The organism is Streptomyces sp. NPDC059909, from assembly GCF_042730885.1.
GTDB lineage: Bacteria > Actinomycetota > Actinomycetes > Streptomycetales > Streptomycetaceae > Streptomyces.
Genome location: NZ_JBHWKX010000047.1, coordinates 31,531 through 58,194, shown reverse-complemented (window position 1 = coordinate 58,194; position 26,664 = coordinate 31,531). Strand labels below are relative to the sequence as shown.

Sequence of the window (26,664 nt, the reverse complement as noted above, 5' to 3'; positions counted from 1 at the left end):
CGGGGGACCAGAACGCCCAACACCGTTCGGGGCGTTCGGCTGAGCATGAGTTCTGGCAACAGGACTCACTTCCGCTCAGTCTTTAGGAACGGTCGCGGACTGGCTGAGCAACTGGACGGTCTTCTACTGGGCCTGGTGGATCTCCTGGACGCCGTTCGTCGGCATGTTCATCGCCCGCATCAGCCGCGGACGGACGATCCGTCAGTTCATCGGCGGCGTGATCCTGGTGCCGAGCACCGTCAGTCTCATCTGGTTCGCCATCCTCGGCGGTACGGCGATGAAGCTCCAGGAGAGGGGACGGCTCGGGGCCGCGACGACGCCCGAAGGCCAGCTCTTCGGCGTCCTCCAGCAGTTCCCGATCGCGGGCGTGACCAGCGTCGTGGTGATGATTCTGGTCGGCATCTTCTTCATCTCCGGGGCGGACGCCGCCTCGATCGTGATGGGCACCCTCTCGCAGAAGGGCACCTTCGAACCGACCCGGCTCGTCGTCGTCTTCTGGGGCGTGGTGACCGGCGCGGTGGCGGCCGTGATGCTGCTCGTCGGTGAGGGCAAGGGCGACGCGCCCGCCGGACTGCAGCATCTGACGATTCTGGTCGCGGCCCCGTTCGTGCTGGTGATGATCGGCATGTGCCTGTCACTCATGCGGGATCTCCGCCAGGACCCGCTGATCGTCCGCACCGAGCTCGCCGAGCAGGCCGTCGAAGAGGCCGTGATCGCGGGCCACGAGAGGTACGCAGGTGCCTTCGAGATCCGCATCGGACCCGGACCCGTGGGGGAGAAGGACACGGGGACGGAGCCAGGAACCGAAACGGACCAGGGGGACGGGCCGAGGAGCGGCCGGGACGATGCCGAGGATTCCTGACGGACAGCGACTCCTGACGGGGAGTAATGCCTGACAGGTCGTGGAGGGGCGGTGCTCACCCAAGCAGCGATGCCACCGCGTACGCGCAGCCCCATGCGACCGTCACGCCCGCGCCGCCGTGGCCGTAGTTGTGGATCAGCTGCGTGCCTGCCGCCGGCGCCTCGCCGTCCCGTTCGAGCCGAACCCCCTTCGACCGCACCGGCCGCAGCCCCACCCGGTGCCCGAGAACCCGCGCATCCGCGATCTCCGGGCGGATCCGGGCACAGCGCTCCACGATCGCCGCGGCCGTCGCCGGGTCCGGGACCCGGTCCGGGGCCGACGCCCCGTGGCCCTCGTCGGCCGTACCGCCCAGGATCAGCCGGCCGGGCTGCGGGAAGAAGTACGTCGTCGCGCTCGACGCCTCGTCCGCCGCCGTGAACCACGACGTGATCCCCGGGTTCTCCACGAGCACCAACTGCCCCCGCACCGCGGTCACTTCCGGATCCGGCACGAGCTCACGGGCGCCGAGCCCCGTGCAGTTGACCACCACCGGAGCCTCCGCCGCCGCCTCGGCCGGCGAGCGCACCTCCCGGGTCTCCACCGCACCGCCCGCCGCCTCCAGCCGCGCCCGCAGCCAGGCCAGATGCACCGGCATGTCGACCAGCGGAAGCCGCGCCGCGAGCGCGGACCCGTGTCCGGCCGGCACCTCGTCGGCCGGCAGCTGCCGCAGGTCCGCCACCTGCCGCGCCCACGGCCCGAGCCCGTCGAGCAGGACCCCGGCGTGCACACCGGGCACCAGGCGCACCCCGGTCTCCTCCGGCCTCGCCGCCAGCTCCTCGTGCACCCTCAGCGACGTGAGCGACCACGCGCCGACCCGCTCCTGCGGCTCGATCCGGTACGGCCACCACAGCGCCCCCGCCACCGCGGACGTCGTCTCCCCGGCCGGCTCGCGGGTCCACACCCGCACCCGGCGGCCCTGCCCCGCGAGCACCACCGCCGTCGTCAGCCCGATGACCCCGCTGCCGACCACGATCACTTCGCCCGAATCGCCGTTGCCCTTCACGATCGGGACGGTAGCCGAATCCTTCGCGGCGTGCTCACATCCCGGTGCAGCTGGGGATACTCAGGACATGTCTGCCGAGTACGCGACCTTCGGGCTGGCGCCGGCGATGCGGGCCGGGGGAGTCCTCGCCGATGGTGGCTATCAGGTCCACCGGGACTTCATGGACTTCATCGTCGACGGCCGGCCGCTCCTCTTCCAGCTCTCCGACCTCGACGCCGTCTCCCCGCTCGCCTCCGACATCCCGCCCGCGATCTTCACCCGCCAGGTGCGGGGCCTGCTGCTGGAGGCGGAGGCCCCGCTGCCCGGCGGACGGTATGTCATCTACGGCTGCCCCGAGTGCGAGGGGCTCGACTGCGGCGCCGTCACCGCGGTCATCGAGCGCGACGGCGGCGACATCGTCTGGCGGGACTTCGCCTGGCAGACGGACGAGACCGCCGACCTGGAGCTCAACGGCTACCACGGGATAGGACCGTTCCGCTTCCGCGCCGCCGAGTACCGCGCGGAGCTGGAGCGGCTGCTCGACGACGACGAGGCCCGCCCGCGCCGCCGCGTCCTGCTCATCGGCGCCCGCGTCGCCGTCCTCGCCAAACTCGCTGCCGCGCTGCGCACCATCGGCATCGGCGCCGAGATCACCGACGACGCGACCCGGATCCCGGCCGATGAACTGCGTACGTACGGAGCCGTGGCCTTCGGGCGGGCCGTCGGGGAGGCGGAACGCGCTGCGGTGCGCGCCGCGTTCGAACGGGCCGGTGTCGAGGCCGCCTACGTCGACGGCCTCGCCCCGGTCATCCCGCTCCTCGTCGCCCAGATCGAACACGCCCTGGACCGGGGCCCGGTGGAGCGCCGCCGCCTGACCGGGCTGACGGCGCGGGCCGGTGAGGCCGAGGTGACGGTCACCTCCGCTTGCCGCGTCCGGCTCGTCGCCTACCGCCTGGACCGGCTCTACCGCACACACACCCATGACGTCTTCGACGGGATGCTGGAGCCCGGCAGCCACAGAATTCCGCTGGACGGGCGGGCGGTGAAGGGGCGATCCTTCCTGGTGGCACGCGCCATGGGAGGCGTGCTGGTCGCGCCCGTGGTGCGATGACACAGCCGAGGGGCCCGGGCGAGCCGTCGAATCGCCGAGACGACATGAACCGACCGAACCGGAGGTCCGCCTCCCCGCGCCGATGAGCGGCGCACGGAGGAACGGACCCGCGATCCGTATGCGTACCCCCGCCGAGCTGCGCCGCACGCGCAGACCGCGCGCCCACTCCTGCTGGGACCACCTCTACGCAGCACCCCTGTGGCCGCTGCACGGAGCCAACCTGGGAACCCTCGCCCGCACCTGTGACGCGGTCGGCGCCTGTCTGACGGTGCCGCGCTTCCCATGGGTGCCGGAGGCGCTGGCGCGCGGCAACACCCTGCGCAAGCCGTTGTGCACCCACTGGACCGGCGATCCACTGGGCTGGCTGGCGCGGCAGCGCGAGCGTGGCGTACGGATCGTGGGCGTGGAGCTCGCGGACGAGGCCGTCCGCCTCGCCGATCTCCCGCCCGCACGCGAGCCCACCGTCATGGTCCTCGGCCATGAACAGGACGGCATCCCACCCGAAGCCCTCGACCTGCTCGACGAGTGCGTGGAGATCCCGATGATCGGCACGGGAGCGAGCCTGAACGTGGCCGTCGCCGGATCGCTCGCTCTCTACAAGCTCGCGGGCCTGCTCTGAGCCGCTCCAGGCGGCCCTGGCGGGCCCCGGCCGGGCCCGGCCCCCACTGGCCGGGACCGGGCCCGACCTGTGCCCCCGATAGGATCGGCCCCCTCATGACTGCAACCCTCGTCGCCAAGGACCTCGCCGCCGGACACGGCGACCGTTCCCTCTTCTCCGGCCTCGACCTCGTCGTCGCGCCGGGTGATGTGATCGGCCTCGTCGGCGCCAACGGCGCCGGGAAGTCCACCCTGCTCCGGCTGCTCGCCGGCCTCGACACCCCCGAGCAGGGGGAGCTGCGGCTCTCCCCGCCGACCGCCACCGTCGGCCACCTCCCGCAGGAGCCGGAGCGCCGCGAGGGCGAGACCGTACGGCAGTTCCTGGCCCGCCGCACCGGGGTCGCCGCCGCGCAGGCCGCGATGGACGAGGCCACGCAGGGCCTCGTCGACGGCGCGCCCGGCGCCGACGACGCGTACGCCACCACCCTCGAACGCTGGCTGGCGCTAGGCGGCGCCGACCTCGACGAGCGTGCCGAGGAGGTCGCCGACTCGCTCGGCCTCACCGTCGGCCTCGACCAGCCGATGACGTCCCTCTCCGGCGGCCAGGCAGCGCGCGCCGGGCTCGCCTCGCTGCTCCTGTCCCGCTACGACGTCTTCCTCCTCGACGAGCCCACCAACGACCTCGACCTGGACGGACTGGAGCGGCTGGAGAAGTTCGTCCAGGGACTGCGCGCCGGCACGGTCGTCGTCAGCCACGACCGAGAGTTCCTCACCCGTACGGTCACCAAGGTCCTCGAGCTCGATCTCGCCCAGCAGCAGATCACGCTCTACGGCGGCGGCTACGAGGCCTATCTGGAGGAGCGCGAGACCGCCAGGCGGCACGCGCGCGAGGAGTACGAGGAGTACGCCGACAAGAAGGCCGCCCTCGAAGGCCGCGCCCAGATGCAGCGGTCCTGGATGGACAAGGGCGTCAAGAACGCGCGGCGCAAGGCCACCGACAACGACAAGATCGGCAAGAAGTTCCGCAGCGAGGCGAGCGAGAAGCAGGCCGCCAAGGCCCGCCAGACCCAGCGGATGATCGAACGCCTCGATGCCGTCGACGAGCCCCGCAAGGAGTGGGAGCTCCGGATGGAGATCGCGGCCGCGCCCCGCTCCGGCGCGGTCGTCGCCACGCTGCGCGATGCCGAGGTGCGGCGGGGCGGTTTCCATTTCGGGCCGGTGTCGCTGCAGGTCGACTGGGCGGACCGGGTCGCCATCACCGGCGCCAACGGCTCCGGCAAGTCCACGCTGCTCGCGGCCCTCCTCGGCCGCCTGCCGCTGGACTCCGGGCACGCGGCGCTCGGCTCCGGCGTGGTCGTCGGCGAGGTCGACCAGGCGCGGAAGCTCTTCCACGGTACGGAGTCGCTGCTGGACGCCTTCTGCGCGGCCGTCCCCGACACCGAGCCCGCCGAGGTCCGTACCCTTCTCGCCAAGTTCGGCCTCAAGGCCGCCCATGTGCTGCGCCCCGCCGTCACCCTCTCCCCGGGCGAACGTACCCGCGCGGCGCTCGCCCTGCTCCAGGGGCGCGGCGTCAACCTCCTCGTGCTCGACGAGCCGACGAACCACCTCGACCTCCCCGCCATCGAGCAGCTCGAGTCCGCGCTCGACTCGTACAGCGGCACGCTGCTGCTGGTGACGCACGACCGGCGGATGCTGGACGCGGTCCGTACGACCCGGCGCATCGAGGTGGCGGACGGCAAGGTGACCGAGTCGTGAACGGCCGCGGCGTCGGGTTCGAGTGGGGGCCTGCGGGCGCCCGGCACCTGGCGCCGCAGGTGGCGTGCCTGGCCGTCGTGGACGTGCTGTCGTTCACGACGGCCGTGAGCGTCGCCGTCGACGCGGGCACCCGGGTCTATCCGTACCGCTGGCGCGATGCCACCGCGCAGGAGTACGCCACCCGCATGGACGCCGCCCTCGCCGTCGGCCGTCGCGCGGCCACCGGGGAATCGCCCTGGTCACTGTCGCCCGCCGCCCTGCGTCGCGCGCCCCGCACCGCACGCCTCGTGCTGCCCTCGCCGAACGGCTCCACCATCGCAGCCGAGGCCGCCGGCGGCGGGGCCACGGTCGTCGCCGTGTCCCTGCGCAACGCCCGCGCGGCGGCCCGATGGCTGAGGACCCAGGGCTACGGCACCTCCGAGCGCCCCCTCGCGGTGATCGCCGCCGGCGAACAGTGGCCCGACGGCTCCCTGCGGCCCGCCGTGGAGGACCTGCTGGGCGCCGGGGCACTCATCTCCACGTTGCGCGGCCTCGGCACGACGGACCTGACCCCCGAGGCCGCCACGGCCGCAGCCGCGTGGGACACGACGGCCGACCCCGCGACGGTCCTCCGCCGCTGCCACTCCGGCCGCGAACTGAGCGAGGGCGCCTTCGCGGGCTTCACGGAGGACGTGGACATCGCGGCGGAGATCAACGCGTCGACGACGGTGCCGGTCCTCGCGGACGGCGCGTTCACGGCGTCAACCTGAGAGCGGGGCGCGCCCACGGCGGGCCCTCTCCCCGCTGATGCCCCTGCGCTCTCCGATCCATGGCGTGGGCTCGCCGCCTCCCCCGCCCGAGCGGTACGCAGCTGCCGCCGAGCCGCGTCAGGATGCGGCGATCGGCGTGTGGGTTCCCCGCCGTCGCCGCACGGAGGGGTCGAGCGGCGCATGGACGCGCTCGGCGCCCGGTTCCCGCGCGTCTCGACCGGACATCCGCCTCGTTCCGCGGCCTTGTTGCCGGCTCCGCGAGCAGCGCGTCACGCGACCGGGCGTCCGCGCAACCGGTGCTGTCAGTGGTCGCAAGTATGTTCAGCCGTGTCCCGCCGTTGTGGCGAGGAAGTCCCCTTGGTGCATAGGAGATGGTGCGTTGTCGGATTGGGAGAGGTCGAGCACGGCACGGGTGATACCACCCGCACGGCCGCGCAAGCTCGCCAAGGTCCCGTTCGTCGAGCTGGCCGACGGACGTTTGCAGGGCGTGGTGTCCAGCGGCTCGGACATCGAGCGGGTCTATGTCTCGTCGGTCGCGGCGGGTACGTACGCGTTCGCGTGCAGCACCAACAACAACCGGCCCTGCGGCGGCGCGCGGGGCTCGTTCTGCAATCACATCCGGGCCCTGCTGGGCGAGGCGGTGCTGCAGTACGGGGCCGAGCGCGTCGCCCGCTACCTGAGGGTCGAGCTCGCGGACGGGGAGCCGAACGCTCATACCATCGCTGCCGACATGAGCGGCACACGTCCACCGCAGGGGGACACCAAGGCCGCGGCGCCCGTCTTCAGCCGGTTCCTGCGCCACCTGGCCTACCTGGAACTCGCCCCGAGCACCGCACCGTTGCCCGAGATGCAGTGGTTCCCGCCGACCAGGGCGGTGGCGTGATGCGCACCGACCTGCTCGCCGAAACCATCGACGGGCTCGACGAAGCCCTGGCGGCCGTCGACGCCTTCGACCGGGCTCTCGTCGCCGGCCTGCTCCGTCCCCAGCCCGCCCAGGCCGCCGGCCTGACAGAGCTCGCCCATGCCGTCGCGGGGACGCCGCTGGCCACCAGGGTCGCCGAGGCGGCCGAGAAGGCAGCGGCCGGAGCCGCGGGTGAGGACCACTTCGTCGCCCTCGCCGCCGCCCGCACCGCACTGCTCGGCTCCGTCCACGACGCACTGATGACCCGCATCGAGGAGGCGGCCGGCCGGCCGAGCAGCGAGGAGACCGTCCCGGCGCCCGGCGGGCAGCAAGCGGCGAACCTGCTCGCCGCCGCCCGCTCCTGGCTGTCCGATCTGGCGCGCTCGGGGTGGCAGGGCATCGACCACGATGTGGTCTCCGGGGCCGGGCCCGTCCTCTCCGCGATGCTTCCGGACCCGGCCCTGCGCCGCCTGGCGACGCTCCTCGACGGATTCGCCGCCGAACTCGCCGCATCCTGCCCGGGCGCCGCCCTGGACCGCATCCCGGCACGCCGCTGGGCCGACCTGTGGTCGCGCGCGATGCTGCTGACGCTGCCCGGTGCGGCCGACGTGACCATCACCGGTACGGCCACCGGCCGCCTCCTGCCCCTCGGGGTCGACGTGCACGAACACGCGACCGCCGCACAGGTCCAGGTCCACGCGGTGTTCGAGCCCGCGGACGGCACCACGCCCCGCCTGGTGCGTGCCGGCGTGTCGGTGCCGAAGCCCGACACGGTCGTCGGAGCGGGCCTGTGGCAGCTGCTCCGCCCGCACATGTCACTCCTGGCAGCCGCCGGCGAAGGCCGCTCGATGGACCTCACCGACATGCCGGTCACCGCCGAGGGTGACCTGATCTGGAGCGACGAGCACGCACGCCTGGGCGATCCCGCCGACGCCTTCGCCACCGCCCGCGTCGCCCTGCCCAACGCGACCGCTCCGGCGACCGCACCGCTGGACCGGCACCCGGCGCGCATCGCCGTACCCGTCTTGCTGGAGGGCTACGCCGCCCGGAAGGACGACGACGCACTGACGTTCACCAGCGCCGGACACCCACTCGCCGTCGACACCGACCGCATTCCGACCGCCGGACCGCTCACCCCCGAGGCCGTCGCGGCGTCCGGCGCGTGCATCGGGCTGCTCCGCTGGGACGCCGGGGCGTTCATCGTCCAGCCCCTGGCCGTCGAGACGACCGTACGGAAGAAGGCTGTCACGATCCACGCCGGGGGATGGGCCGGAGGCACGACCGACAAGGCCGGCGTCAAGGCCGAGAAGGCCGCCACCGACGCCGTGGCCGTGCTGCGGGAGCGTGCTGGGAGGCTCATCAACTTCATTAAGTATCCCTAGTGTTGTGCATGTACAATTGTGGGCATGGAGTTGCTGCGTATGTCCAAGGCTGCGAAGCGTCTCGGGATACACCCGATGACGCTTCGCCAGTGGGCGTTGGACGGCAAGATCCCGTTCACGTGGGTCGGCCGTGAGCGCCGTTTCTCCTCCGTGGACGTGGAGAACATGAAGCGCGGCAGCGGCTCCTCGACTACTCGTCCGCGCCGGGAGTTGCTGTATGTGCGCGTGTCCGGCTCGTCCGGGCAGGAGTCCTCGCTGGAGGCCCAGGAAGCCGAGCTGCGGGCCACTTCGACCGGTGAGATCGTCAAGGTCGTCAAGGATCGCGGCTCGGGCTTGAAGGAGAACCGGCCTGGTTTGAACCGGGTGTTGGCGATGGTGTCGGACGGCACAGTGACCGTTGTGCGCGTCACGCATGAGGACCGGCTGGCCCGGTTCGGGGTGGGCTGGCTCAAGCGGTTGTTCGCCGTGTACGGGGTCACCGTGGAGGTGCTGCACCCGAAGAAGCTCGGCGGCAGGGATGAACTGCTGGAAGACTTCGTCTGCCTGGTGACCACGTTCGCCGGGCGGCTGTATGGGATGCGCAGCGCGGAGAACCGTCGCCGTCTGCTGGCCGAGTCCGGCCAGTGCAGCGACCAGGGTGAGGCCGCGTGAGCCGGAAACTGCCCCTCGCCGACGGCGAAACTGCCCGTACAGCATGCGTCCGCGCCCTGATCCGGTCGGGCGTGGACGAGAAGACCGGCGAGATCATCCCCGCCGCCGCGCTGACGGAGCGGATCGGCTGGTGCCTCGATCTCGTCTGGGGCATGGCCGGGCGTCTGATCGCCGAGCACTGGAACACTCCGGACGTCGACAGCCTGGCCTCCGGTCAGGACGCCGGAGGCCGCAAGCTCCCCTCGAATGCCTGGATGGCGCTGCGCCGCCTGGGGTGGACTGTCACCGCTCCGGTGAAGGTGAACGACCGGATCGTGCGCATGGCGCAGGAGATGGCCGGGCGTGCGCTGCGGTCGGTGAAGTGGCGCGCCGACGTGGCCGCCGGGGTCCTGGCGACCTGGCCCGCTGATCCGGACAAGCGCACCGGAGCGGAGTGGGAGCGAGTGCGCGCCGCGATACCGGGCGGCGAGTACCTGCCGTCCAGCATCATCCGTTCCCGCACCCGTCAGGTCATCTCCTTCGAGCGCAAGCACAGCCGTCTCCCGGCTGATGTGTTCGAGCTGGAGCCCGCACCGCGTGTCCCGCGCATGCTGCTCCTGGCTGCGTGTGATGGGCAGCAGGCCACCATCGAACGCTCCGATGACGGGCAGCGGGCACTGCTGCGCTTGCAGCTCCCCGCACGGCCCGACCCGCAGAAGTACGCGGACTGGACCTGGGTGGCCTGCGCCATCACTCTGCCCCCGACCGTTCCGGCGAACGCCGTGATCCACCTGCCCACCCTGCGCATCACGGACGGAAAGATGCGGGCCGACCTCGCCTACACCCACCCCGTGCCCAAGACTCACCGCACCGGCCACACCGTGGCGTTGGGTGTGGACTGGGGGCTGAACACTCTCCTCAGCGCGGGTGCGGCCCGCCTCCACGAAGACGGCCGGATCACCGCCCTCGGTTCGGGTGCGCAGTTCCGCGCCGCCGGTGTGTTGGCCAAGCAGCACCGGCTCCGCCGCATCAGCGAGCGCCTGCACGCCAAGACCGACCACTACGCCCGGCTCGCCGACAACACCTTGGACGGCAAGGCCGCCACCTTGGCTGAGGAGATCCGCCGCGTCTGCGAGCGTCGCTCCAACCTCAACGACGCGTTGGCGTGGGCCGCCGCCCGCTGGGCCGTCGATCAGGCCGTTGCTGCCGGGGCCACGGTCATCTACCTGGAAGACCTGCGGTCGATGGAAGCCGGGGGCATGGGCCGCACCCAGAACACCCGCCTGTCGCAGACCGTGCGCGGGCAGATCGCCGACCGCATGCGGCACCTCGCCACCGAAGTCGGCATCGCCGTGGTCACCGTTCCACCGCGCAACACCTCCAAGCACTGCCCCTGCTGCTTGACCCCGCTCCGCCACCGCAAATCCCCGGACCGGCCCACCGTGTCCGGCTGGAAGTGGGCCATCTGCCCCGGCTGCGGCTGGCAGGGCGACCGCGACCAGGGCGCATGGCGCAGGATCGCCGCACGCGGCCTCGCCCACCAGACCAAGACCGTCACAGACCGCGCCAGCGGCGCCATGGTGATCCGCGCCGTGGTGGACACGATGGAAGCCAAGGCCGTCATCACGGCCGCCCCGAAGACCAGCCGGACGGACCGGTCCAAGACCGGCCCCACCCGGCCACGAACCAACCACCTCACGCCCAGGCGACGTGAGGTTCCCTCCCCAGCACGGCCATCCGGTCGCGCTGGCCAGCGTCCGGAGGGACACGCACCAACGGACCGGAACCCGCTGCCCCGCGCAGCCCACCGGCACCAGGGCGTGACCACGATCAGCACACCCACCAACCGGCACAAGCCACGAGGAGCAGCACTGGGCGCTGGATTCCATCTCCACGCTCATGCCGCCCCACCCAGGTGGGCAGAACCCACACCGGACCTTACGGTCCGCATGGGATCGCTTAGCTGATCAGAGACGCTGCTGCGGAAATGACGGAGCACACGACCGCTCAGATGGCCGAGACCGGGCAATCGGCCGAGTACGCGACCTCACAGAACCCCGAGGCGGACGCCCACGACAACCGCCGTCAGGTCCTCTACTGGCGGCTCCTCGCCCGCCTCTTCGACCACGAGGAGCAGGCCACGCTGGAGTCGGCCGGCCTCGCCGTCGTCGAGGACATCGGTCTGCCGTCCGCGCTGCTGGACCCGGGGGCCTCCGTCGACTCGATCGTGCAGCGCCACCCGGAGCTGGCCGCCGAGTCCGACGGTCTGATGGCGCCCGACCCCCACCCCACCCCGGCCCCGCCGACGGCGCACGCGACCGGGCCGCCGAAGTACAGCGCGCGGCGCTGGTGTCGAAGGTGCTGCTCAACGTCTTCGCCTCCGGCTCCGGCACGGTCACCGCCGGCCAGCTGGCCCGCTGGCAGTCCGACGCGGGCTGGCTGGAGCGCGCGCTCGGCTGCAAGCCCGGCGAGCTGCGCGGCGGCCGCGCCGGGGGAGGCACGGCAGGACCGGGAGCCGGTCCGACCGGCACCGGCGGCCTTGGCACGACGCCCGATCTCAGCCGGCTGATCCCCGCGATCGGCCCGGAACTCGGCGCCATCGAGGCCGACCTCGTCAAGCGGATGCACCTGCGCGAGGTGCTCGCCGACCCCAAGCTCGCCGCGCAGCTGACCCCGAGCATGTCGCTGATCGAACAGCTGCTGCGGGACAAGAACAACCTCTCGGGCGTGGCCCTGGCCAACGCCAAGGCCCTGATCCGCCGTTTCGTCGACGAGGTCGCCGAAGTGCTGCGCACCCAGGTGGAAAAGGCCACGGTGGGCGCCCTGGACCGCTCCGTCCCGCCCAAGCGGGTGTTCCGCAACCTCGACCTCGACCGCACGATCTGGAAGAACCTCACCAACTGGAGCCCGGAGGAGGAGCGGCTGTACGTCGACCGCCTCTACTACCGGCACACCGCCCGCAAGACGACGCCCCAGCGGCTGATCGTCGTCGTGGACCAGTCGGGCTCAATGGTGGACTCGATGGTGAACTGCACCATCCTGGCGTCGATCTTCGCAGGGCTGCCGAAGGTGGACGTGCATCTGATCGCCTACGACACCCGGGCCATAGACCTGACCCCCTGGGTGAGCGACCCGTTCGAGGCACTGCTGCGCACCAACCTCGGGGGCGGCAACGACGGCCCCGTCGCGATGGCCATGGCCCGCCCGAAGATCACCGATCCCCGGGACACCGTGATGGTGTGGATCTCGGACTTCTACGAATTCGACCGCTCCCAGCCGTTGTTCGAAGGCATCGAGGCGGTCCACCGCTCCGGAGTGAAGTTCATTCCGGTCGGCTCGGTGACCAGCTCCGGCCGCCAGGAGGTCAACCCCTGGTTCCGGGAGCGCTTCAAGACACTCGGTACGCCGGTGCTCTCCGGCCACATCCGCAAGCTCGTCCACGAGCTCAAGACGTTTCTCGCTTAGAAATCCCTTTGAGAAAGGCCCTGTTATGTCCGATCTGTTGCGCGCCCCTGCCGAGATCAAGTACGCCGAGGAGCTGGACTGGCTGGAGTCCGTCGACGACAACCCCAAGCCCTTCTCCTGGCGCCTGTCCCCGAAAATGGTTCGCCTGTTCGTCCTGGGCTCCGAGCGCTCCGACGGCCTGGACCGGGAGATCCCGCAGAAGTGGTTCGGCGACCGCAGTTTCGTCGAGCGCTCCATCGTCACGCTGGCCTCCGACCGCGGCCTGCTGCTCATCGGCGACCCCGGCACCGGCAAGAGCTGGCTGGCCGAGCTGCTGTCCGCCGCGATCTCCCGCAACTCCACGCAGGTCGTGCAGGGCACGGCCGGCACCACCGAGGACCACATCAAGTACTCGTGGAACGTGTCCATGGTCATCGCCAAGGGCCAGTCGAGGGAATCGATGATCCCCTCGCCGATCATGACCGCGATGGAGACCGGCACGATCGGCCGTTTCGAGGAACTCACCCGCTCCACCAGCGACGTCCAGGACGCGCTGATCTCGATCCTGTCCGAGAAGTACATCTCGGTTCCCGAGCTGGACAGCGAGGACGGCACCGTCTTCGCCAAGCCCGGCTTCTCGATCATCGCCACCGCCAACAGCCGCGACCGAGGAGTCAACGATCTGTCCTCGGCGCTCAAGCGCCGCTTCAACTTCGTCCGCATCCCCGTGGTGACGAACAAGAAGAGCGAGACGGAGATCGTCCGCTCCCGCACCGAGGAACTGCTGCGCCGCCACCAGATCGAGCTGGACGTGCCGCCGACGCTGCTCGACGTGCTGCTGCAGAGCTTCGCCGACCTGCGCGCCTCGGCGGCCGCGGCCGGCAGCGACGACGAGAAGCTGGAGTCCGCGCTGTCCACCGCCGAACAGATCGGCGTGCTCGAGGACGCGATCCTGCACAGCAACTTCTTCGGCGAGCGCGCCCTGACCGCGCACACCCTCGCCTCCTCGCTCGTCGGCTCACTGGCCCGGCGCGAGCCCGAGGACCTGGCCATCCTCAACAAGTACCTGCACGGCGTCGTCGAGCCGCGCAGCAAGGAACAGGGCGGATCCTGGCCGGAGTTCCTGGAGGGCGGCCGCGACGCGATCGCCACCCTGTCATGAGCAGCGCGCACGAGGGGACCTTCGAGGCACTGCGCGGGCAGTTGCAGGAGGCCGCCGCGACGTTCGCCGACGGGCCCGACGCCCTGGAGGGCATCCTCCTCGGCATCGTCGACGACGTCGACCGCGCGGTGCGCGAGCCGCTGGAGATCTTCCCCGTCTGCCACCACTCACCCGCCTCGGCGATCGCGATGGCACGCCGCCTGCGGGAGAAGCAGCCCAAGGTCGTGTACCTGGAGCTGTGCGAGGACATGGCGCCGCTCCTGACCGAACTGCGCAACTGCAAGCTCCCGGTGGCGGTCCAGGCGTTCGCGACCGAGGTCGACGGCTTCCCGGCCGAGTGGTCCCCGCTGTCGGTGGTCGCACCGATCACCGAGGCCTCGGCCGAGTACCAGGCGATCGCCTACGCACTGGACACGCCGGGCGTCGAACTGGTCCTCGTCGACCGCTCCTCGGACCATGTCTTCCAGTGGGACGCGCGCGGGACGGACCCCGTAGAGCCTGTGGATGCGGAGGCCACGCCCGCCGAGGAAGAGGCCGCGCTGCACGGCGACGCGGTCGGCGTCGAGATCGGCGACCTGCGGCCGCGCTTCGCCGAACTGGAGGAGCACCTGCTGCGCCACGGCCGGGTGCGGCACTGGTCGGAGTGGTGGCACCAGTACGTCGAACTGCCGCTCGGCGACAGCGACCACGACACCTACCGCCAGGTCATGCTCCTGGTCGGCAGCCTCTTCCGGCGCCTCGCACCCGGCGACGCCCACCGGGTGCGCGTGGACGAGGACCGCGAACGCTACATGTGGACCAGGATGCGCGAACACCTGGCCGCGACCGGCACCGATCCCGCGGACTGCCTCTACGTGTGCGGCGCCTTCCACGCGGCGAGCCGGGTCGCGGAGTTCGGCGTCCAGGGCACCGCCACCTTCGAGATCGGCCCGCGCAGTGCCACCAAGTGGCAGCACGGCCTGATTCCGTCCAGCCACGCGGCGATCGAGGCGCAGTTCGGCCTCGCCGCCGGCTCGGTGTCGATCGCCGCGACGGTCTGGGCGAAGAATCTCAAGCGCACCCGCGTGGAGCCGTACCGACTGGCGGGACAGACGGGCGCGAGGAAGACGAAGGCCAAGAAGACCGCGGCCGCGGCGGCTCCCGAACCGGCGGTCCCGCCCACGGACAAGCTGACCGGCTTCCTGCGGCAACCGCCGGTCCTGGACCGGCTGGACGAGGCCGAACTGCTCGGCTGGTCGGTGGAGATCGTGCGGGCCGCACGCCGAGGCGGCTACCTCGCCTCCACCGCCGACGCCATCGCGGTGTTCGAGACGTCGATCCTGCTGGCAGGGATGCGCGACCGGGCCAAGCCCACGCCGTACGACTTCCAGGACGCGGCGGTCACCTGCATCGAGAAGGACACCGTGCCGGGCCGGCGCGACGTGCGCCGCCTCGTGGAGATCATGATGGGCGGCGACCGGATCGGCCAGGTCGGCTACGATGCGCTGCCACCTCTGGCCCGTGATGTGCACGACCGGCTCGCGCCCCTGAACCTGAAGCTGCAGCAGCGCGGCGTGCAACGGGCGTTGCTGGACATCGCCTCCCAGCCGCAACTGGAGCAGTGCTCCGACGTGCTGTGGATGCTGCGCCACCTGATGCCGCAGGGCGCCGCGCGGCCGATCATGGGCGAGCGGAGGCTGGGGGAGCGCTCGATCCAGGAGTCGTGGGACCTGGCGCTGGGCACCCACGAGCGTGCGCTCATCGAGCTCGGCTACGAGGGCGTCAGCATCGAGCAGGTCCTGGAGCAGCGCCTGCGCCGCACGGCGTACGGCCCGCAGGCCACCGCGGCGACCGTCCTGGAAGCCGTCGAGGACGCGACGCTGTACCTGCGCAGCCGCCGGCTGGCCGACGAGCTCGGCACACGTGCCTTGGAGGTGCTGTCGGCCGAACGCAGCGTCGACGGTGCACCGGAGGTGCTGCGCCGGGTACGGCGGCTGCTGGCGTACTACCGCACCAGCGAGCCGGTGCTGCCGCCGTGGATCGAGTCCTTCGTCAAGGCCGGATACGCGCACTACTGCACCCTGCTGCCGACGGCGTTCACCGACGACGACGCCACCGTCCGCCAGGTGGCGGCGATGCTGGGCTTCCTGTTCGGCATGGAGAGCCTGGCGCTGTCGCTCGGCTGTGACCGCACCCAACTGGAGCTGGCGGTTGCCCAGTCGCATCCGCAGGGCCCGTCCAAAACGGCGCTGCTGTGGGCGGCTCAGGTGCAGCTCGGGCGCCTCTCCCGCGCGGACCTTCGGGCGAGGTGCGACGAACTGCTGGGCAACCCCATGGTGGTGCCCGCCTATCCGCGCTACCTCAGCGGCTTCGTACACGCCCTGGAGCCCGTCCCGGGCCTCACCGACTTGGTCGTGGAAGCGGTGTCGAACGCGTTCGGCCGCCTTCCGGACCCGGTGCTCCTGCCGTGGCTGCCGACCCTTATCGCCACCCTGCGAGCGGGGGGCGCCGAACTGGCCCCGCTGCTGATCCGTGAGGCCGGACGGATCTTCCCCGGCCGGCTCGCAGCGCTGGACGAGTGGGTGCCGCCGTGGCGGGCGCAGCCGGCGCCGGAAGCCGTGCATCCGGCGCGGCGCGCGAACGGCAGCCGCGGTGGCGTGCTGCTTGCCGCCCACCCCGAGACGTGTGATGCGGTGTCGAGTCTGCTGGGCTGCGACGGGACGTGGGAGACGGCGGATCCCGGCGTGCCGGGCGCGGCATTCGCCGGCCGCCATCCGGATACGGCGGTGGCGCTGGAGGTGCTCCTGGCCGGACCGTGACTTCGGTGGGGTGAAAGCCCACGCAGCGGATCCGCCGTCGGGTCCCCGGTCCTCCGGCCGCCTGTCCGGCATTCGAGGACGGACTCCGGGCGCACTGGGCGGTGCCGGCCACCGCACCCATCCTTTCCGGCATTCGAGGACGGACATCCCGGCCGCCTCGGTGGTGCCGGCCACCACACCGTCCCGTCCGCGCTTGCCGACGGACACCCGGGCCGACCGGACGGGACCGGGCATGTCGGGGAGCCGGGCCGCAGGGCGTACCGGGGCTCGGGGTGGAGCCCCGGTACGGGGAGGTCAGCCGCGCCTGCCCCCACCCTGCTTCGGGTCGAGGAGGCCCGCCTTGCGGAGGGCGTCCGCCATGGCGCTGTTGGCCGGGGCGGGGGCCTGGCGGCCGCCGCCACCGCCACCGCCGGAGCCGCGGCGGTCCCGGCCGCCGCCACCGCCGCCACCCTGGCGCTGCTGGGGCGGACGCCCGCCCTGGCCGCGCTCGCGGCCCTCGGCGGGGGCCGCCTCGTCGTCCAGCCGCAGCGTCAGCGAGATCCGCTTGCGCGGGATGTCGACGTCGAGGACCTTCACCTTGACCACGTCACCCGGCTTCACCACGTCCCGCGGGTCCTTGACGAAGGTCCGGGACATCGCCGACACATGGACGAGCCCGTCCTGGTGGACGCCGACGTCCACGAACGCCCCGAACGCCGCCACGTTCGTGACGACACCCTCGAGGATCATGCCCGACGACAGGTCGGAGATCTTCTCGACGCCCTCCTTGAAGGTCGCCGTCGTGAACGCGGGCCGCGGGTCGCGCCCGGGCTTCTCCAGCTCGCGCAGGATGTCCGTCACCGTCGGGAGACCGAAGGTCTCGTCCACGAAGTCGTCGGCCCGCAGCGACCGCAGCACCGCCGTGTTGCCGATCAGCGAGGCGACCTCGCTCCCGGCCGTCTTCACCATCCGCCGCACCACCGGGTACGCCTCGGGGTGCACGCTCGACGCGTCCAGCGGGTCGTCCCCGCCGCGGATGCGGAGGAAGCCGGCGCACTGCTCGTACGCCTTCGGACCGAGCCGGGCCACGTTCTTGAGCGCCTGGCGCGAGCTGAAGGGCCCGTTCGCGTCCCGGTGCGCCACGATGTTCTCGGCGAGGCCCGAGCTGATGCCCGACACGCGCGAAAGCAGCGGCACGGAAGCCGTGTTGACGTCGACGCCGACGCCGTTCACACAGTCCTCGACGACCGCGTCCAGCGAGCGGGACAGCTTCACCTCGGACAGATCGTGCTGGTACTGGCCGACGCCGATCGACTTGGGGTCGATCTTCACGAGCTCGGCGAGCGGGTCCTGGAGCCGCCGTGCGATCGACACCGCGCCGCGCAGCGAGACGTCGAGCCCCGGCAGCTCCTGCGAGGCGAACGCGGACGCCGAGTACACGGACGCGCCCGCCTCCGACACCATCACCTTGGTGAGCTTCAGCTCCGGGTGCTTGGCGATCAGCTCACCCGCCAGCTTGTCCGTCTCGCGCGACGCCGTACCGTTGCCGATCGCGACCAGGTCGACGGCGTGCTCCTTGGCGAGCCGCGCCAGCTTCGCGAGCGACTCGTCCCACTTGTTCGCGGGGACGTGGGGGTAGATCGTGTCGGTGGCGACGACCTTGCCGGTCGCGTCCACGATGGCCACCTTCACACCCGTACGGAAGCCGGGGTCGAGGCCGAGCGTCGCCCGCGTCCCCGCCGGGGCGGCGAGGAGCAGATCCCGCAGGTTCGCCGCGAAGACCCGCACCGCCTCGTCCTCGGCCGCCGTGCGCAGCCGCAGCCGCAGATCGATCCCGAGGTGCACGAGGATCCGGGTCCGCCAGGCCCAGCGCACCGTGTCCGCCAGCCACTTGTCGGCCGGACGGCCGCGGTCGGCGATGCCGAAGCGGCGGGCGACCATGCCCTCGTACGTGGAGGGGCCGGGCTCGTCCGACGGCTCCTCGGGCTCCAGGACCAGGTCGAGGACCTCTTCCTTCTCGCCCCGCAGCATCGCCAGCACCCGGTGCGAGGGCAGCTCGGTGAACGGCTCGGCGAAGTCGAAGTAGTCGGCGAACTTCGCGCCCGCCTCCTCCTTGCCGTCCTTCACCTTCGCCGCCAGCCGGCCCCGCGTCCACATCCGCTCACGCAGCTCGCCGATGAGGTCGGCGTCCTCCGAGAAGCGTTCGGTCAGGATCGCCCGTGCGCCGTCCAGCGCGGCCGCCGGATCCGCGACGCCCTTGTCCGCGTCGACGAACGCCGCGGCGGCCGCGAGCGGCTCGACCGAGGGGTCGCCGAGCAGACCTTCGGCGAGCGGCTCAAGACCCGCCTCGCGGGCGATCTGTGCCTTCGTGCGCCGCTTGGGCTTGAAGGGCAGATAGATGTCCTCCAGGCGGGCCTTGGTCTCGGCGCCCCGGATCTGCGCCTCCAGCTCGCCGGTGAGTTTGCCCTGCTCCCGTACGGACTCCAGGATCGCGGTCCGCCGCTCCTCGAGCTCCCGCAGATACCTCAGCCGCTCCTCGAGCGTGCGCAGCTGCGCGTCGTCGAGCATCTCGGTCGCTTCCTTGCGGTAGCGAGCGATGAACGGCACGGTCGATCCGCCGTCGAGCAGCTCGACGGCCGCCTTCACCTGCCGCTCACGTACGCCGAGCTCCTCGGCGATCCTGCCTTCGATGGACGTCGTCACGGTTACCCGACTCGCCTTCTGCTGCTGGCTGTGCTTCAGGCTGCATTCTGCCGGGTGGCCCCCGGCTGTGTCGCGTGCCCGCACAGTGCGCCTGTCGGCCGGGTCGGCCGGGTCGGCGACGTGCGGCGGTCGTCACCGATGCGCTCGCCGGTGCCGTGGCGCCCCACTTCGATGCCGAGGACGTGCTTTCCCGGGGTCGCGCCCCAGCGGGACACACCCGGCGGGGGTGGAGCAGGAAGAAGGCCGGAGCCCAGATCGCGGCGGTAGTGAGCCACATCACACCGGCCTCCCCATCGGGGACATCCGCAGCCGTGAGGATCCGGTCGAGCCCGATCAGCGGGACGAGGCGCCGCCAGGTCAGGGCGGTTCGGGGATGCTACGGGGCACGGTGCGAGTCCTCCTGGATGAGTTGCCGGTTCGCGTCACACGCAAGCCATCCGCCAGCGCTGACCAGCCGGGTCGTCCCATCCAGGAGTTGCCGCGCTCGCTTCAGCGGGGTCTGGCGGTGCGTCCGCGGTGCAGTGCGGATGGCCACCCCGCTCGGCGGTCTTCGGCGTGTCCGCCCAGCTCGGAGGGTCGGGTACGACGTTGCGTCAGGTCCGGCCGGGGGACTTTCCGACCGGGCGGCATTGCTCCGTGGCGACCGTCAGCCCTTGCCGTTGAGGTCGGCCGGGAAGGCGCCGGCCGCGACGGCCGTCATCAGGAAACCGCGGGCCAGCTCGGTGAGCCGTTCGACGCCTGCCGCGCCGAGATGCTCGTACGGTGCGAGGTCGAGCCGGTCCGTGTGCTCCTCCAGCTCCGCCCGCAGCGCTGAGCCCGCGCTCGTCAACTCGCCCTCGGAGTCGAGCAGTCCGCGCTCACGCAGCCGGCCGGACGCCGCCTCCCAGTCGGTGCGGCGCCAGCCGCGGCTGGCGAGGATCCACCGCGGTGACATGCCCTTGCCGGTCGCGGTGTGGCTGACCAGGGCCTCCAGCGGGTCGAGACCGACGGACAGCAGCGCGGTCAGATGGCCGTCGCCGCGGTGCTCGCGCAGCAGGGTCGCGGCGTGCCAGTAGGCGAGATGCGGTTCCTCCGGCACGGGCAGGTCCGCGTGCGCCGCGTACAGCGGCCGGGCGTGCCGGGTGCAGGCCTCCGTGGCGCGCAGCGCGAGCCGGGCGGCCTCCGCCATCTCGTCCGATCCGACCGCCTCGTCGCCGAGGAGCCGCCGCAGCGTGGTGTCCGCGGCCCGCAGCCGGGCCTCCAGAACGGTGGCCGGCGATGCCGTGTCCCACACAGCGGGCAGATGCCGGGCGATCAGCTCGTGGTTGAAGTTGTAGAACGTCGCCGCCACCGTGCCCGGGCCGACGGCGCCCATCGCGGCGGCACGCCCCGCGAAGTAGGCCGCGCTCGTGTCCTCGATGCCGATCCCGGCGAGCTCCTTCGCGTAGTCGGGCGAGAAGTACAGCGTGGAGTGCAGCGGGTTGACGGCGTTGTGGCAGCGGCGTCCCGCGCGCGGCGGCAGTGAGGTCATGACCGGCACGTTACCGACTGGTCGGTACGACGGGAAGGTGGGACGGCACCTCACGGAGGAGCGATGGCAGGAAAGGTGGGGTGCGCGTCATTGCGGTCATCGCGCAAGGGTTCGACGATGGAGACATGACCGAGCGATCCGTGCTCGTCGTGGTCTTCGACGGCGTGCAGAGTCTTGACGTGACGGGCCCGCTGGAGGTGTTCGCGGGCGCGGGCAAGCGCCCCGGAGCCCCGTTCACGTACGGCATCCGCACCGCCTCCCTCGACGGCGGTCCGATCCGCACCTCCAGCGGCCTCACCCTCGTCCCCGACGTCGGCCTCGGCGACCTCGCCTGCGCTCCGCACACCCTGCTCGTGCCGGGCGGCGAGGGCACCCGTCGACCCGACCCCGGGCTGATCGACTGGCTGCGCGCCTACGCCCCGCGCGCCGAACGCCTGGTCTCCGTCTGCACCGGCGCGCTGCTGCTGGCCGAAGCAGGGCTGCTCGACGGGCATCGCGTCACCACACACTGGGCCGTCTGCGACCACCTCGCGCGCGGCCACCCCGCGGTCGAGGTCGACCCCGAGCCGATCTTCGTACGGGACGGGAAGCTCGCCACCTCCGCCGGGGTCACGGCCGGCATCGACCTCGCCCTCGCGCTGGTCGAGGAGGACCTCGGGCGCGAGACCGCCCTGACCGTCGCCCGCCATCTCGTGGTCTTCCTGCGCCGACCGGGCAATCAGGCGCAGTTCAGCGCCCAGCTCGCCGCCCAGACCGCGCAGCGCGAACCGCTGCGCGAGGTACAGGCGTGGATCACCGAGCACCCGGGCGACGATCTGTCGGTCGACACCCTCGCGCACCGCGCGAGGCTCTCGCCCCGTCAGTTCGCCCGCGCCTTCCGCGCCGAGACCGGCATGACCCCCGGCAGATACGTCGACCGGGTCCGGCTGGAGCACGCCCGCCGGCTCCTGGAGGACACCGGCGACGGCATCGAGGAGATCTCCCGCGCCTGCGGATACGGCACGCCCGAGGCGATGCGCCGGGCCTTCGTCAAGGCGCTCGGCGCGGCGCCCGCCGAGTACCGCCGGCGCTTCCACGCACCCGTCCACCGACTACACACCACCGACCGCTGACCACCGACCACCGACCACCGACCACTGAAGGAGACAGCCGTGCAGATCGCCGTCCTGCTCTACGACCGCTTCACATCGCTCGATGCCGTCGGCCCGTTCGAACTCCTCAGCCGGCTGCCCGGAGCCGAGACCGTGTTCGTCGCCGCGGAGCCGGGTCCGGTGCGCAACGACCAGGGCAATCTGGCGCTGGTCGCCGACCGGAGCCTTGCCGAGGTGACCGCCCCGGACATCGTCCTGGTCCCGGGCGGCCCCGGCGCACGCCAGGCCATGCACGACGAGACGATTCTGGACTGGCTGCGCACGGCCGACGCCACCAGCGCCTGGACCACGTCCGTGTGCACCGGTTCGCTGGTGCTGGCGGGTGCGGGGCTGCTCAAGGGCCGCCGTGCCACCTCGCACTGGCTCGCGCTGGACGACCTCGTGCCGCACGGCGCCGAGCCGACGGGGGAGCGGGTCGTCTTCGACGGCAAGTACGTCACCGCCGCGGGGGTCTCGTCCGGAATCGACATGGCGCTGCATCTGATCGGCCGGATCGCGGGCGACGAGACCGCCCAGACGATTCAGCTGATGACCGAGTACGACCCGCAGCCGCCCTACGACGCGGGCTCGCCGGACAAGGCTCCGGCAGAGATCGTCGCGAAGTGGCGCACCAAGGCCGGCCAGGTCACGGCAGCAGGGCGCTGACGGTCACACCGTCCAGGTGAAGCGCGGGGTCCTGCGCTCCAGGAAGGCGGCGACCCCCTCCGCGGTGTCGCCGCTGCCGCGCGCCTGCTCCGCCCAGTACGCGTCCCGGTCGGTGCGGCCCGACGCGAACTCCTTCGCCGCGGCTTGCGTCAGCTGGGAGCGGCTCGTGAGCACCCGCGTGAACTCGGCGACCCGCTTGCCCAGTTCCCCCTCCGGCAGCACCTCGTCCACCAGGCCGGTGCGCAGCGCCCGGTCCGTACCGATCAACTCGCCCGAGAAGAGCAGATACTTCGCGGCCGCCGGCCCGACCAGCGACACCAGCCGCCGGGTCGAGGACGCCGGGTAGACGATGCCCAGCTTCGCCGGGGTGACCCCGAAGGACGCGCCCTCCTCGGCGAACCGCAGGTCGCAGGCCGCGGCCAGCTGGCAGCCGCCGCCCACGCAGTAGCCGCGCACGGCCGCCAGCGTCGGCTTGGGGAAGGCCGCGAGGGCCTCCTCGGCCCGTACGGCCAGACTCTGCGGATCCTCCCCGGCGACCGTCGCGCGCTCGCGCAGCGACGAGATGTCGGCACCGGCGCAGAACGTGCTCCGGGCGCCGGTCAGCACCAGCGCCCGTACCTCCACGTCGTGCGCCAGGCGCTCCAGCACCTCGGGCAGCGCGCGCCACATCGCGGCCGTCATCGCATTGCGCTTCTCGGGATTGCCGATGACGACGGTGGCGACCCCGGCCACCACCTCGGCGGAGATCTGCCCCTGCTGCGGCTCCGAACGGTCCATGCGCCGGATGCTATCGGCCCGGCCCGAACCTATGATCAAGAAGGGGGTGCGACAAGGAGGCACTGATGTCCGGTCCCACCCAGGAGAGCAGAAAACTCCGCCGCAGCTTCGGCTGGCTCGCGGCCCTCGGCGTGATCCTCGTCCTGTGCGGGGTGGTCGGACTCGTCTACACCGGCCTGGCGACCCTGACCTCCATGCTGCTCTTCGGCTGGCTGCTGCTGATCGGCGGTCTGGTCGGGCTGCTGCACGCGATCGAGTCGCGCGGCAGCAACTTCTTCTGGCTCGCGGTGGTCGTCGCCGCGCTCAACATCGCGGCCGGTGTGGTCGTCATCCGGCATCCGGAGGGCAGCGCGGAGGCGCTGACCATGTTCGCCGCCCTGCTGTTCCTGACCGGCGGGCTGTTCCGACTCGTCGGCAGCCTGGTGGTGCGGGGACCGCAGATGGGCTGGACGCTGCTGCAGGGAGCGTTCGGCCTGCTGCTCGGCATTCTGGTGCTCGTGAACTGGCCCGAGAGCAGCCGCTATGTGCTCGGCATCTTCTTCTCGCTGGCGCTGCTCTTCGACGGGCTCGGGCTGATCGCGGTCGGGATCGGCGGCCGCCGTGTCATCGGCATGGTGAGCGACACGGAGGTGTCGGCGAAGTCGTCAGAATCAGATAAGGAACAGTCGCAGAATTGACGCCGTCATACCCGCACGGTCGGATTCCGTCGATAAGCGGCAACTTCTGTTCAGCTGCCCGGTACGGACCAGCCCTTTCCCACACTCAGTAGTCAAGAACTCAATTGGTTCCTGACCACAATTCACGAGGGTGGGTGCCGGACTTATGGAGAGCCCCGGGAGCGTCCCGGCGCGGCCACTGTCGTACGAAGGCGTCTGGCGGTTCACCGCACCTGCGCTCGAGGTCTCCGTGCCACAGGCCAGGCACGCGGTCCGTGATCTGATCCGCCGCCAGGGAGTGCCGGTCCACGACGAGCTCCTGCAGGGGCTGCTGCTGATCGTCTCCGAGCTGGTGACCAATTCCGTACGGCATGCGGCCCTGCTGTCGCCCGAGGTCGCCGTCGAGGTCGCGATCGGCCCGGAGTGGATCCGGGTGGCCGTCGAGGACAACCACCCGTACCGGCCCAAGGCGCTGGAGACGGACTACGCACAGACCGGCGGCCGCGGACTGCTGCTCGTCCGGGAGGTCACCCGCGAGGCGGGCGGCACCTGCGACGTGGAGCACACCGCGACCGGCGGAAAGATCATCTGGGTCGCGCTGCCGCTCGCGACGGCCGGGGCCCATGGCTTGGTCCAGCCGTAGCCGTAGCCGTAGCCGTAGCCGTAGCGGCAGTGGCAGCCGGGGCCGTGTCCATGGCCCCGGCCGCGGACGGCTCACCAGCCGCCGGCCGGCCCCGTCAGCTCCTTGATCGCCGGACGCGCGGCGTCCAGCACGGTCATGAACCACGCGGAGAACGGGTCCCGGGCGTGCCGCTCGGCCAGCTCGGCCGCCGTCACGAACGCCGTCTCGCCGATCTCCTCCGCGTCCGGCCGCGGCGGGGCCTGCACCAGGCCGACGAAGAGGTGGTTGTACTCCTGCTCGACCAGGCCGGACGCCGGGTCCGGATGGTTGTAGCGGACCGTGCCCGCCTCCGCGAGCAGCGACGGCGAGACGCCCAGCTCCTCGAACGTACGTCGCGCGGCAGCGGCGAACGGCGCCTCGCCCGGGTAGGGGTGGCCGCAGCAGGTGTTGGACCAGACACCGGGGGAGTGGTACTTCCCGAGCGCGCGGCGCTGGATCAGCAGTCGCCCCTGCTCGTCGAAGAGGAACACGGAGAACGCCCGGTGCAGCTGTCCGGGCGCCTGATGGGCGGAGAGCTTCTCCGCGGTGCCGATGGTATGGCCGTTCTCGTCGACCAGTTCGAGCAAGATCGGCTGCTTGGTGCCGTTGGGCGAGCTGTTCGCCGCGGTGGCGGGTGTGGTCGGCATAGCCATCCTTCGCTTCGTTCCTCGGCCCTGCGGGCCCACCCAGTCTGCCGTACAAAAGCGGCTTGTCCGCACTTCACCGCTCTGGGCATGTCCGCGCTCGCCACGCGGACGCGTGGCGGGCGCGGACAGTGGTGGATCAGACCCCGAAGGCCCCCGGGTAGGTGATCGTGCCCTGCGGCACAGCCGTGGAACCGTCCAGGACCAGCGCCATCATCGCCTCGTCGGGCACCTCGAACCCGGGTGCGATGCCCAGCCGCGAGGCGGGGGTGAAACCGAAGCGCGGGTAGTACTCCGGATGCCCGAGCACCAGCACCAGCCGCTCACCGCGCACCCGCGCCGCGTCCAGTACGGCCCGGATCACCGCGGAGCCCGCGCCCTGCCGCTGATGCTCCGGCACGGTGGCGCACGGGGCCAGGGCCAGCGCGGGGGCGTCGCCGACCCGGCAGCGGGTGAGCAGCGCGTACGCCGCGACCGAGCCGTCCGGTGCCTCCGCGACGTACGAGAGGCCCGGCAGCCAGGCCGCTGCGTCCTCGCGCAGCGCGTCGACGAGATCCGCCTCTTCCTCCGTGGGGAACGCCGCCGTGTTGACGGCGTGCACCGCGGCGATGTCGGCCGCCCGCTCGGGGCGGGTCCGCCAGCGGGTGTCCGCGGGCCGCAGCACGAAGCCGGCGTAGCCGTACTCCGTGCCGTGGTCGCGCCACATGGCGAGCTCGGCCCGGGTGGCGGCGAGTGCCTCCGTCATCCCGGGAGCCGTGGGGTCGGCGGCGTCGGCGCGGGCACCGAGCGGGCCGTAGTACTCCTCCCAGTCGCTCGGGGGCTGCTGGTGCACGCCGAGGACGTGGTAGCCGGCCTCGACCGCCGCCGCAGCGTTAGCGGCCGTCGTACGCAGACGGTAGTGCTGCTCCCAGAAGACGCGGGCCTCCGGGCTCGGCGTCCCGGAGGCCCACACGCACTCGGTGACGGCGAGCGCACCGCCGGGTGCGAGCAGCCGCCGCCAGTCGCGCAGCGCGCCGTCGAAGCCGATCGAGTACGCCGAGCTCTCCGCCCAGACCAGGTCGAACGACCCGTCGGGGTAGGGCAGCCGGCCCATGTCGGCGTTGACGGTACGGATGCGGTCGCCGAGTCCGCGGGCCTCGGCGGCACATCGCAACTCGTCGAGGAACGGCTCGTGCAGATCCACGGCCGTGACCTCGGCGCCGGCCTCGGCGGCCAGCAGCAGTGCGGCACGGCCGGGGCCGCAGCCCAGGTCGAGCACACGCGGACGGGACGGCAGCGGACCCGCGAGAGCCAGCAGCCGACGGGTGGTGTCGTCGGAGCCGGGTCCCTGCCGGGGCAGGCCGCGGTGAAGGGAGAAGAAAGCGTCGTGCAGGACGTTGTCGGACAAGTGGGAACCCTTTGAGTGAGCGGGCTCCGGCCGACGAACGCACGTACGTGCGGAGAGGTACGGGTCAGGTCAGCCGAGAACCCGGAAGTCGATGAAGGACCGGGCGCTGCGCACGGCAGCATCCACCGCGACGGTCATC

Annotated in this window: 20 protein-coding genes and 2 pseudogenes; 16 read left to right on the top strand and 6 right to left on the bottom strand. The window is 71.8% G+C overall.

What is annotated here, in order from left to right; all coding sequences use genetic code 11:
- Positions 1-61: 61 nt before the first annotated feature.
- Positions 62-862 (top strand): annotated as a pseudogene (locus ACFV9O_RS27405) (BCCT family transporter); the annotation flags it as partial.
- A gap of 55 nt (positions 863-917) precedes the next feature.
- Here the strand turns inward: ACFV9O_RS27405 and ACFV9O_RS27400 are convergent.
- Entirely contained in the window at positions 918-1,904 is a 987-nt protein-coding gene (locus ACFV9O_RS27400; RefSeq protein ID WP_385422296.1) for an FAD-dependent oxidoreductase, read from the bottom strand.
- Between the two features lie 67 nt (positions 1,905-1,971).
- Here ACFV9O_RS27400 and ACFV9O_RS27395 point away from each other — a divergent pair, with 67 nt between their 5' ends.
- The 11 genes and pseudogenes from ACFV9O_RS27395 to ACFV9O_RS27345 all read left to right on the top strand — a co-directional run bounded on the left by ACFV9O_RS27395 (position 1,972) and on the right by ACFV9O_RS27345 (position 16,412).
- On the top strand, positions 1,972-2,994 hold the full coding sequence (locus ACFV9O_RS27395; RefSeq protein WP_385422294.1) for an oxidoreductase: 1,023 nt from the start codon (positions 1,972-1,974) through the stop codon (positions 2,992-2,994).
- Positions 2,995-3,112: 118 nt separating this feature from the next.
- Entirely contained in the window at positions 3,113-3,613 is a 501-nt protein-coding gene (locus tag ACFV9O_RS27390) for a TrmH family RNA methyltransferase (protein WP_385422292.1), read from the top strand.
- Between the two features lie 95 nt (positions 3,614-3,708).
- Positions 3,709-5,346: an ABC-F family ATP-binding cassette domain-containing protein gene (locus tag ACFV9O_RS27385; RefSeq protein ID WP_385422290.1), complete on the top strand. Its 1,638-nt coding sequence runs from the start codon at positions 3,709-3,711 to the stop codon at positions 5,344-5,346.
- The gene (locus tag ACFV9O_RS27380) at positions 5,343-6,095 is read left to right on the top strand and encodes a 2-phosphosulfolactate phosphatase (protein WP_385422288.1); all 753 of its coding nucleotides are present in this window, start codon (positions 5,343-5,345) and stop codon (positions 6,093-6,095) included. Before ACFV9O_RS27385 ends, ACFV9O_RS27380 begins: the two co-directional genes overlap by 4 nt.
- Positions 6,096-6,474: 379 nt before the next feature.
- On the top strand, positions 6,475-6,978 hold the full coding sequence (locus ACFV9O_RS27375; RefSeq protein ID WP_385422286.1) for a hypothetical protein: 504 nt from the start codon (positions 6,475-6,477) through the stop codon (positions 6,976-6,978).
- Positions 6,978-8,378 carry a hypothetical protein gene (locus ACFV9O_RS27370; protein WP_385422284.1) on the top strand — a complete coding sequence of 467 codons (1,401 nt, stop codon included), beginning with the start codon at positions 6,978-6,980 and terminating at the stop codon, positions 8,376-8,378. The genes ACFV9O_RS27375 and ACFV9O_RS27370 overlap by 1 nt, the downstream gene beginning before the upstream one ends.
- 24 nt (positions 8,379-8,402) lie before the next feature.
- Positions 8,403-9,029 (top strand): IS607 family transposase, encoded by a 627-nt coding sequence (locus ACFV9O_RS27365; RefSeq protein ID WP_385422282.1) that lies wholly within the window; start codon positions 8,403-8,405, stop codon positions 9,027-9,029.
- Complete coding sequence (locus ACFV9O_RS27360; RefSeq protein WP_385422280.1) at positions 9,026-10,975, top strand: zinc ribbon domain-containing protein; 1,950 nt, start codon at positions 9,026-9,028, stop codon at positions 10,973-10,975. Before ACFV9O_RS27365 ends, ACFV9O_RS27360 begins: the two co-directional genes overlap by 4 nt.
- 44 nt (positions 10,976-11,019) lie before the next feature.
- Positions 11,020-12,473, top strand: a pseudogene (locus ACFV9O_RS27355) (VWA domain-containing protein).
- A gap of 25 nt (positions 12,474-12,498) precedes the next feature.
- Positions 12,499-13,614, top strand: a complete 1,116-nt coding sequence (locus ACFV9O_RS27350) for an AAA family ATPase (RefSeq protein WP_385422278.1) — start codon at positions 12,499-12,501, stop codon at positions 13,612-13,614.
- Positions 13,611-16,412, top strand: coding sequence for a hypothetical protein (locus ACFV9O_RS27345; protein ID WP_385422276.1), 2,802 nt, complete (start codon positions 13,611-13,613; stop codon positions 16,410-16,412). Before ACFV9O_RS27350 ends, ACFV9O_RS27345 begins: the two co-directional genes overlap by 4 nt.
- Positions 16,413-16,706: 294 nt before the next feature.
- Here ACFV9O_RS27345 and ACFV9O_RS27340 read toward each other — a convergent pair whose 3' ends face one another.
- Positions 16,707-19,094, bottom strand: a complete 2,388-nt coding sequence (locus ACFV9O_RS27340) for a Tex family protein (protein WP_385422274.1) — start codon at positions 19,092-19,094, stop codon at positions 16,707-16,709.
- A 646-nt stretch (positions 19,095-19,740) separates the two neighbouring features.
- On the bottom strand, positions 19,741-20,604 hold the full coding sequence (locus tag ACFV9O_RS27335) for a hypothetical protein (RefSeq protein WP_385422272.1): 864 nt from the start codon (positions 20,602-20,604) through the stop codon (positions 19,741-19,743).
- 125 nt (positions 20,605-20,729) lie between these two features.
- On the opposite strand from ACFV9O_RS27335, the gene ACFV9O_RS27330 reads away from it, so the two are divergent.
- A complete protein-coding gene (locus ACFV9O_RS27330) occupies positions 20,730-21,716 on the top strand; it encodes a GlxA family transcriptional regulator (protein ID WP_385422270.1) in 987 nt (328 codons plus the stop codon).
- 39 nt (positions 21,717-21,755) lie between these two features.
- Entirely contained in the window at positions 21,756-22,400 is a 645-nt protein-coding gene (locus ACFV9O_RS27325) for a DJ-1/PfpI family protein (RefSeq protein ID WP_385422268.1), read from the top strand.
- Positions 22,401-22,403: 3 nt separating this feature from the next.
- Here the strand turns inward: ACFV9O_RS27325 and ACFV9O_RS27320 are convergent, their stop codons facing one another.
- Entirely contained in the window at positions 22,404-23,177 is a 774-nt protein-coding gene (locus ACFV9O_RS27320) for an enoyl-CoA hydratase/isomerase family protein (RefSeq protein ID WP_385422266.1), read from the bottom strand.
- A 65-nt stretch (positions 23,178-23,242) separates the two neighbouring features.
- Between ACFV9O_RS27320 and ACFV9O_RS27315 the strand changes: the two genes are divergently transcribed.
- Both ACFV9O_RS27315 and ACFV9O_RS27310 read left to right on the top strand, forming a co-directional pair.
- Positions 23,243-23,854, top strand: a complete 612-nt coding sequence (locus ACFV9O_RS27315; RefSeq protein WP_385422264.1) for an HdeD family acid-resistance protein — start codon at positions 23,243-23,245, stop codon at positions 23,852-23,854.
- Between the two features lie 145 nt (positions 23,855-23,999).
- Complete coding sequence (locus ACFV9O_RS27310; RefSeq protein ID WP_385422302.1) at positions 24,000-24,476, top strand: ATP-binding protein; 477 nt, start codon at positions 24,000-24,002, stop codon at positions 24,474-24,476.
- A 71-nt stretch (positions 24,477-24,547) separates the two neighbouring features.
- Here ACFV9O_RS27310 and idi read toward each other — a convergent pair whose 3' ends face one another.
- Together idi and ACFV9O_RS27300 are read right to left on the bottom strand one after the other, a co-directional pair.
- On the bottom strand, positions 24,548-25,141 hold the full coding sequence (idi, locus tag ACFV9O_RS27305; RefSeq protein ID WP_385422262.1) for an isopentenyl-diphosphate Delta-isomerase: 594 nt from the start codon (positions 25,139-25,141) through the stop codon (positions 24,548-24,550).
- A gap of 136 nt (positions 25,142-25,277) precedes the next feature.
- A complete protein-coding gene (locus tag ACFV9O_RS27300) occupies positions 25,278-26,525 on the bottom strand; it encodes a GNAT family N-acetyltransferase (RefSeq protein WP_385422260.1) in 1,248 nt (415 codons plus the stop codon).
- Between the last annotated feature and the right edge of the window lie 139 nt (positions 26,526-26,664).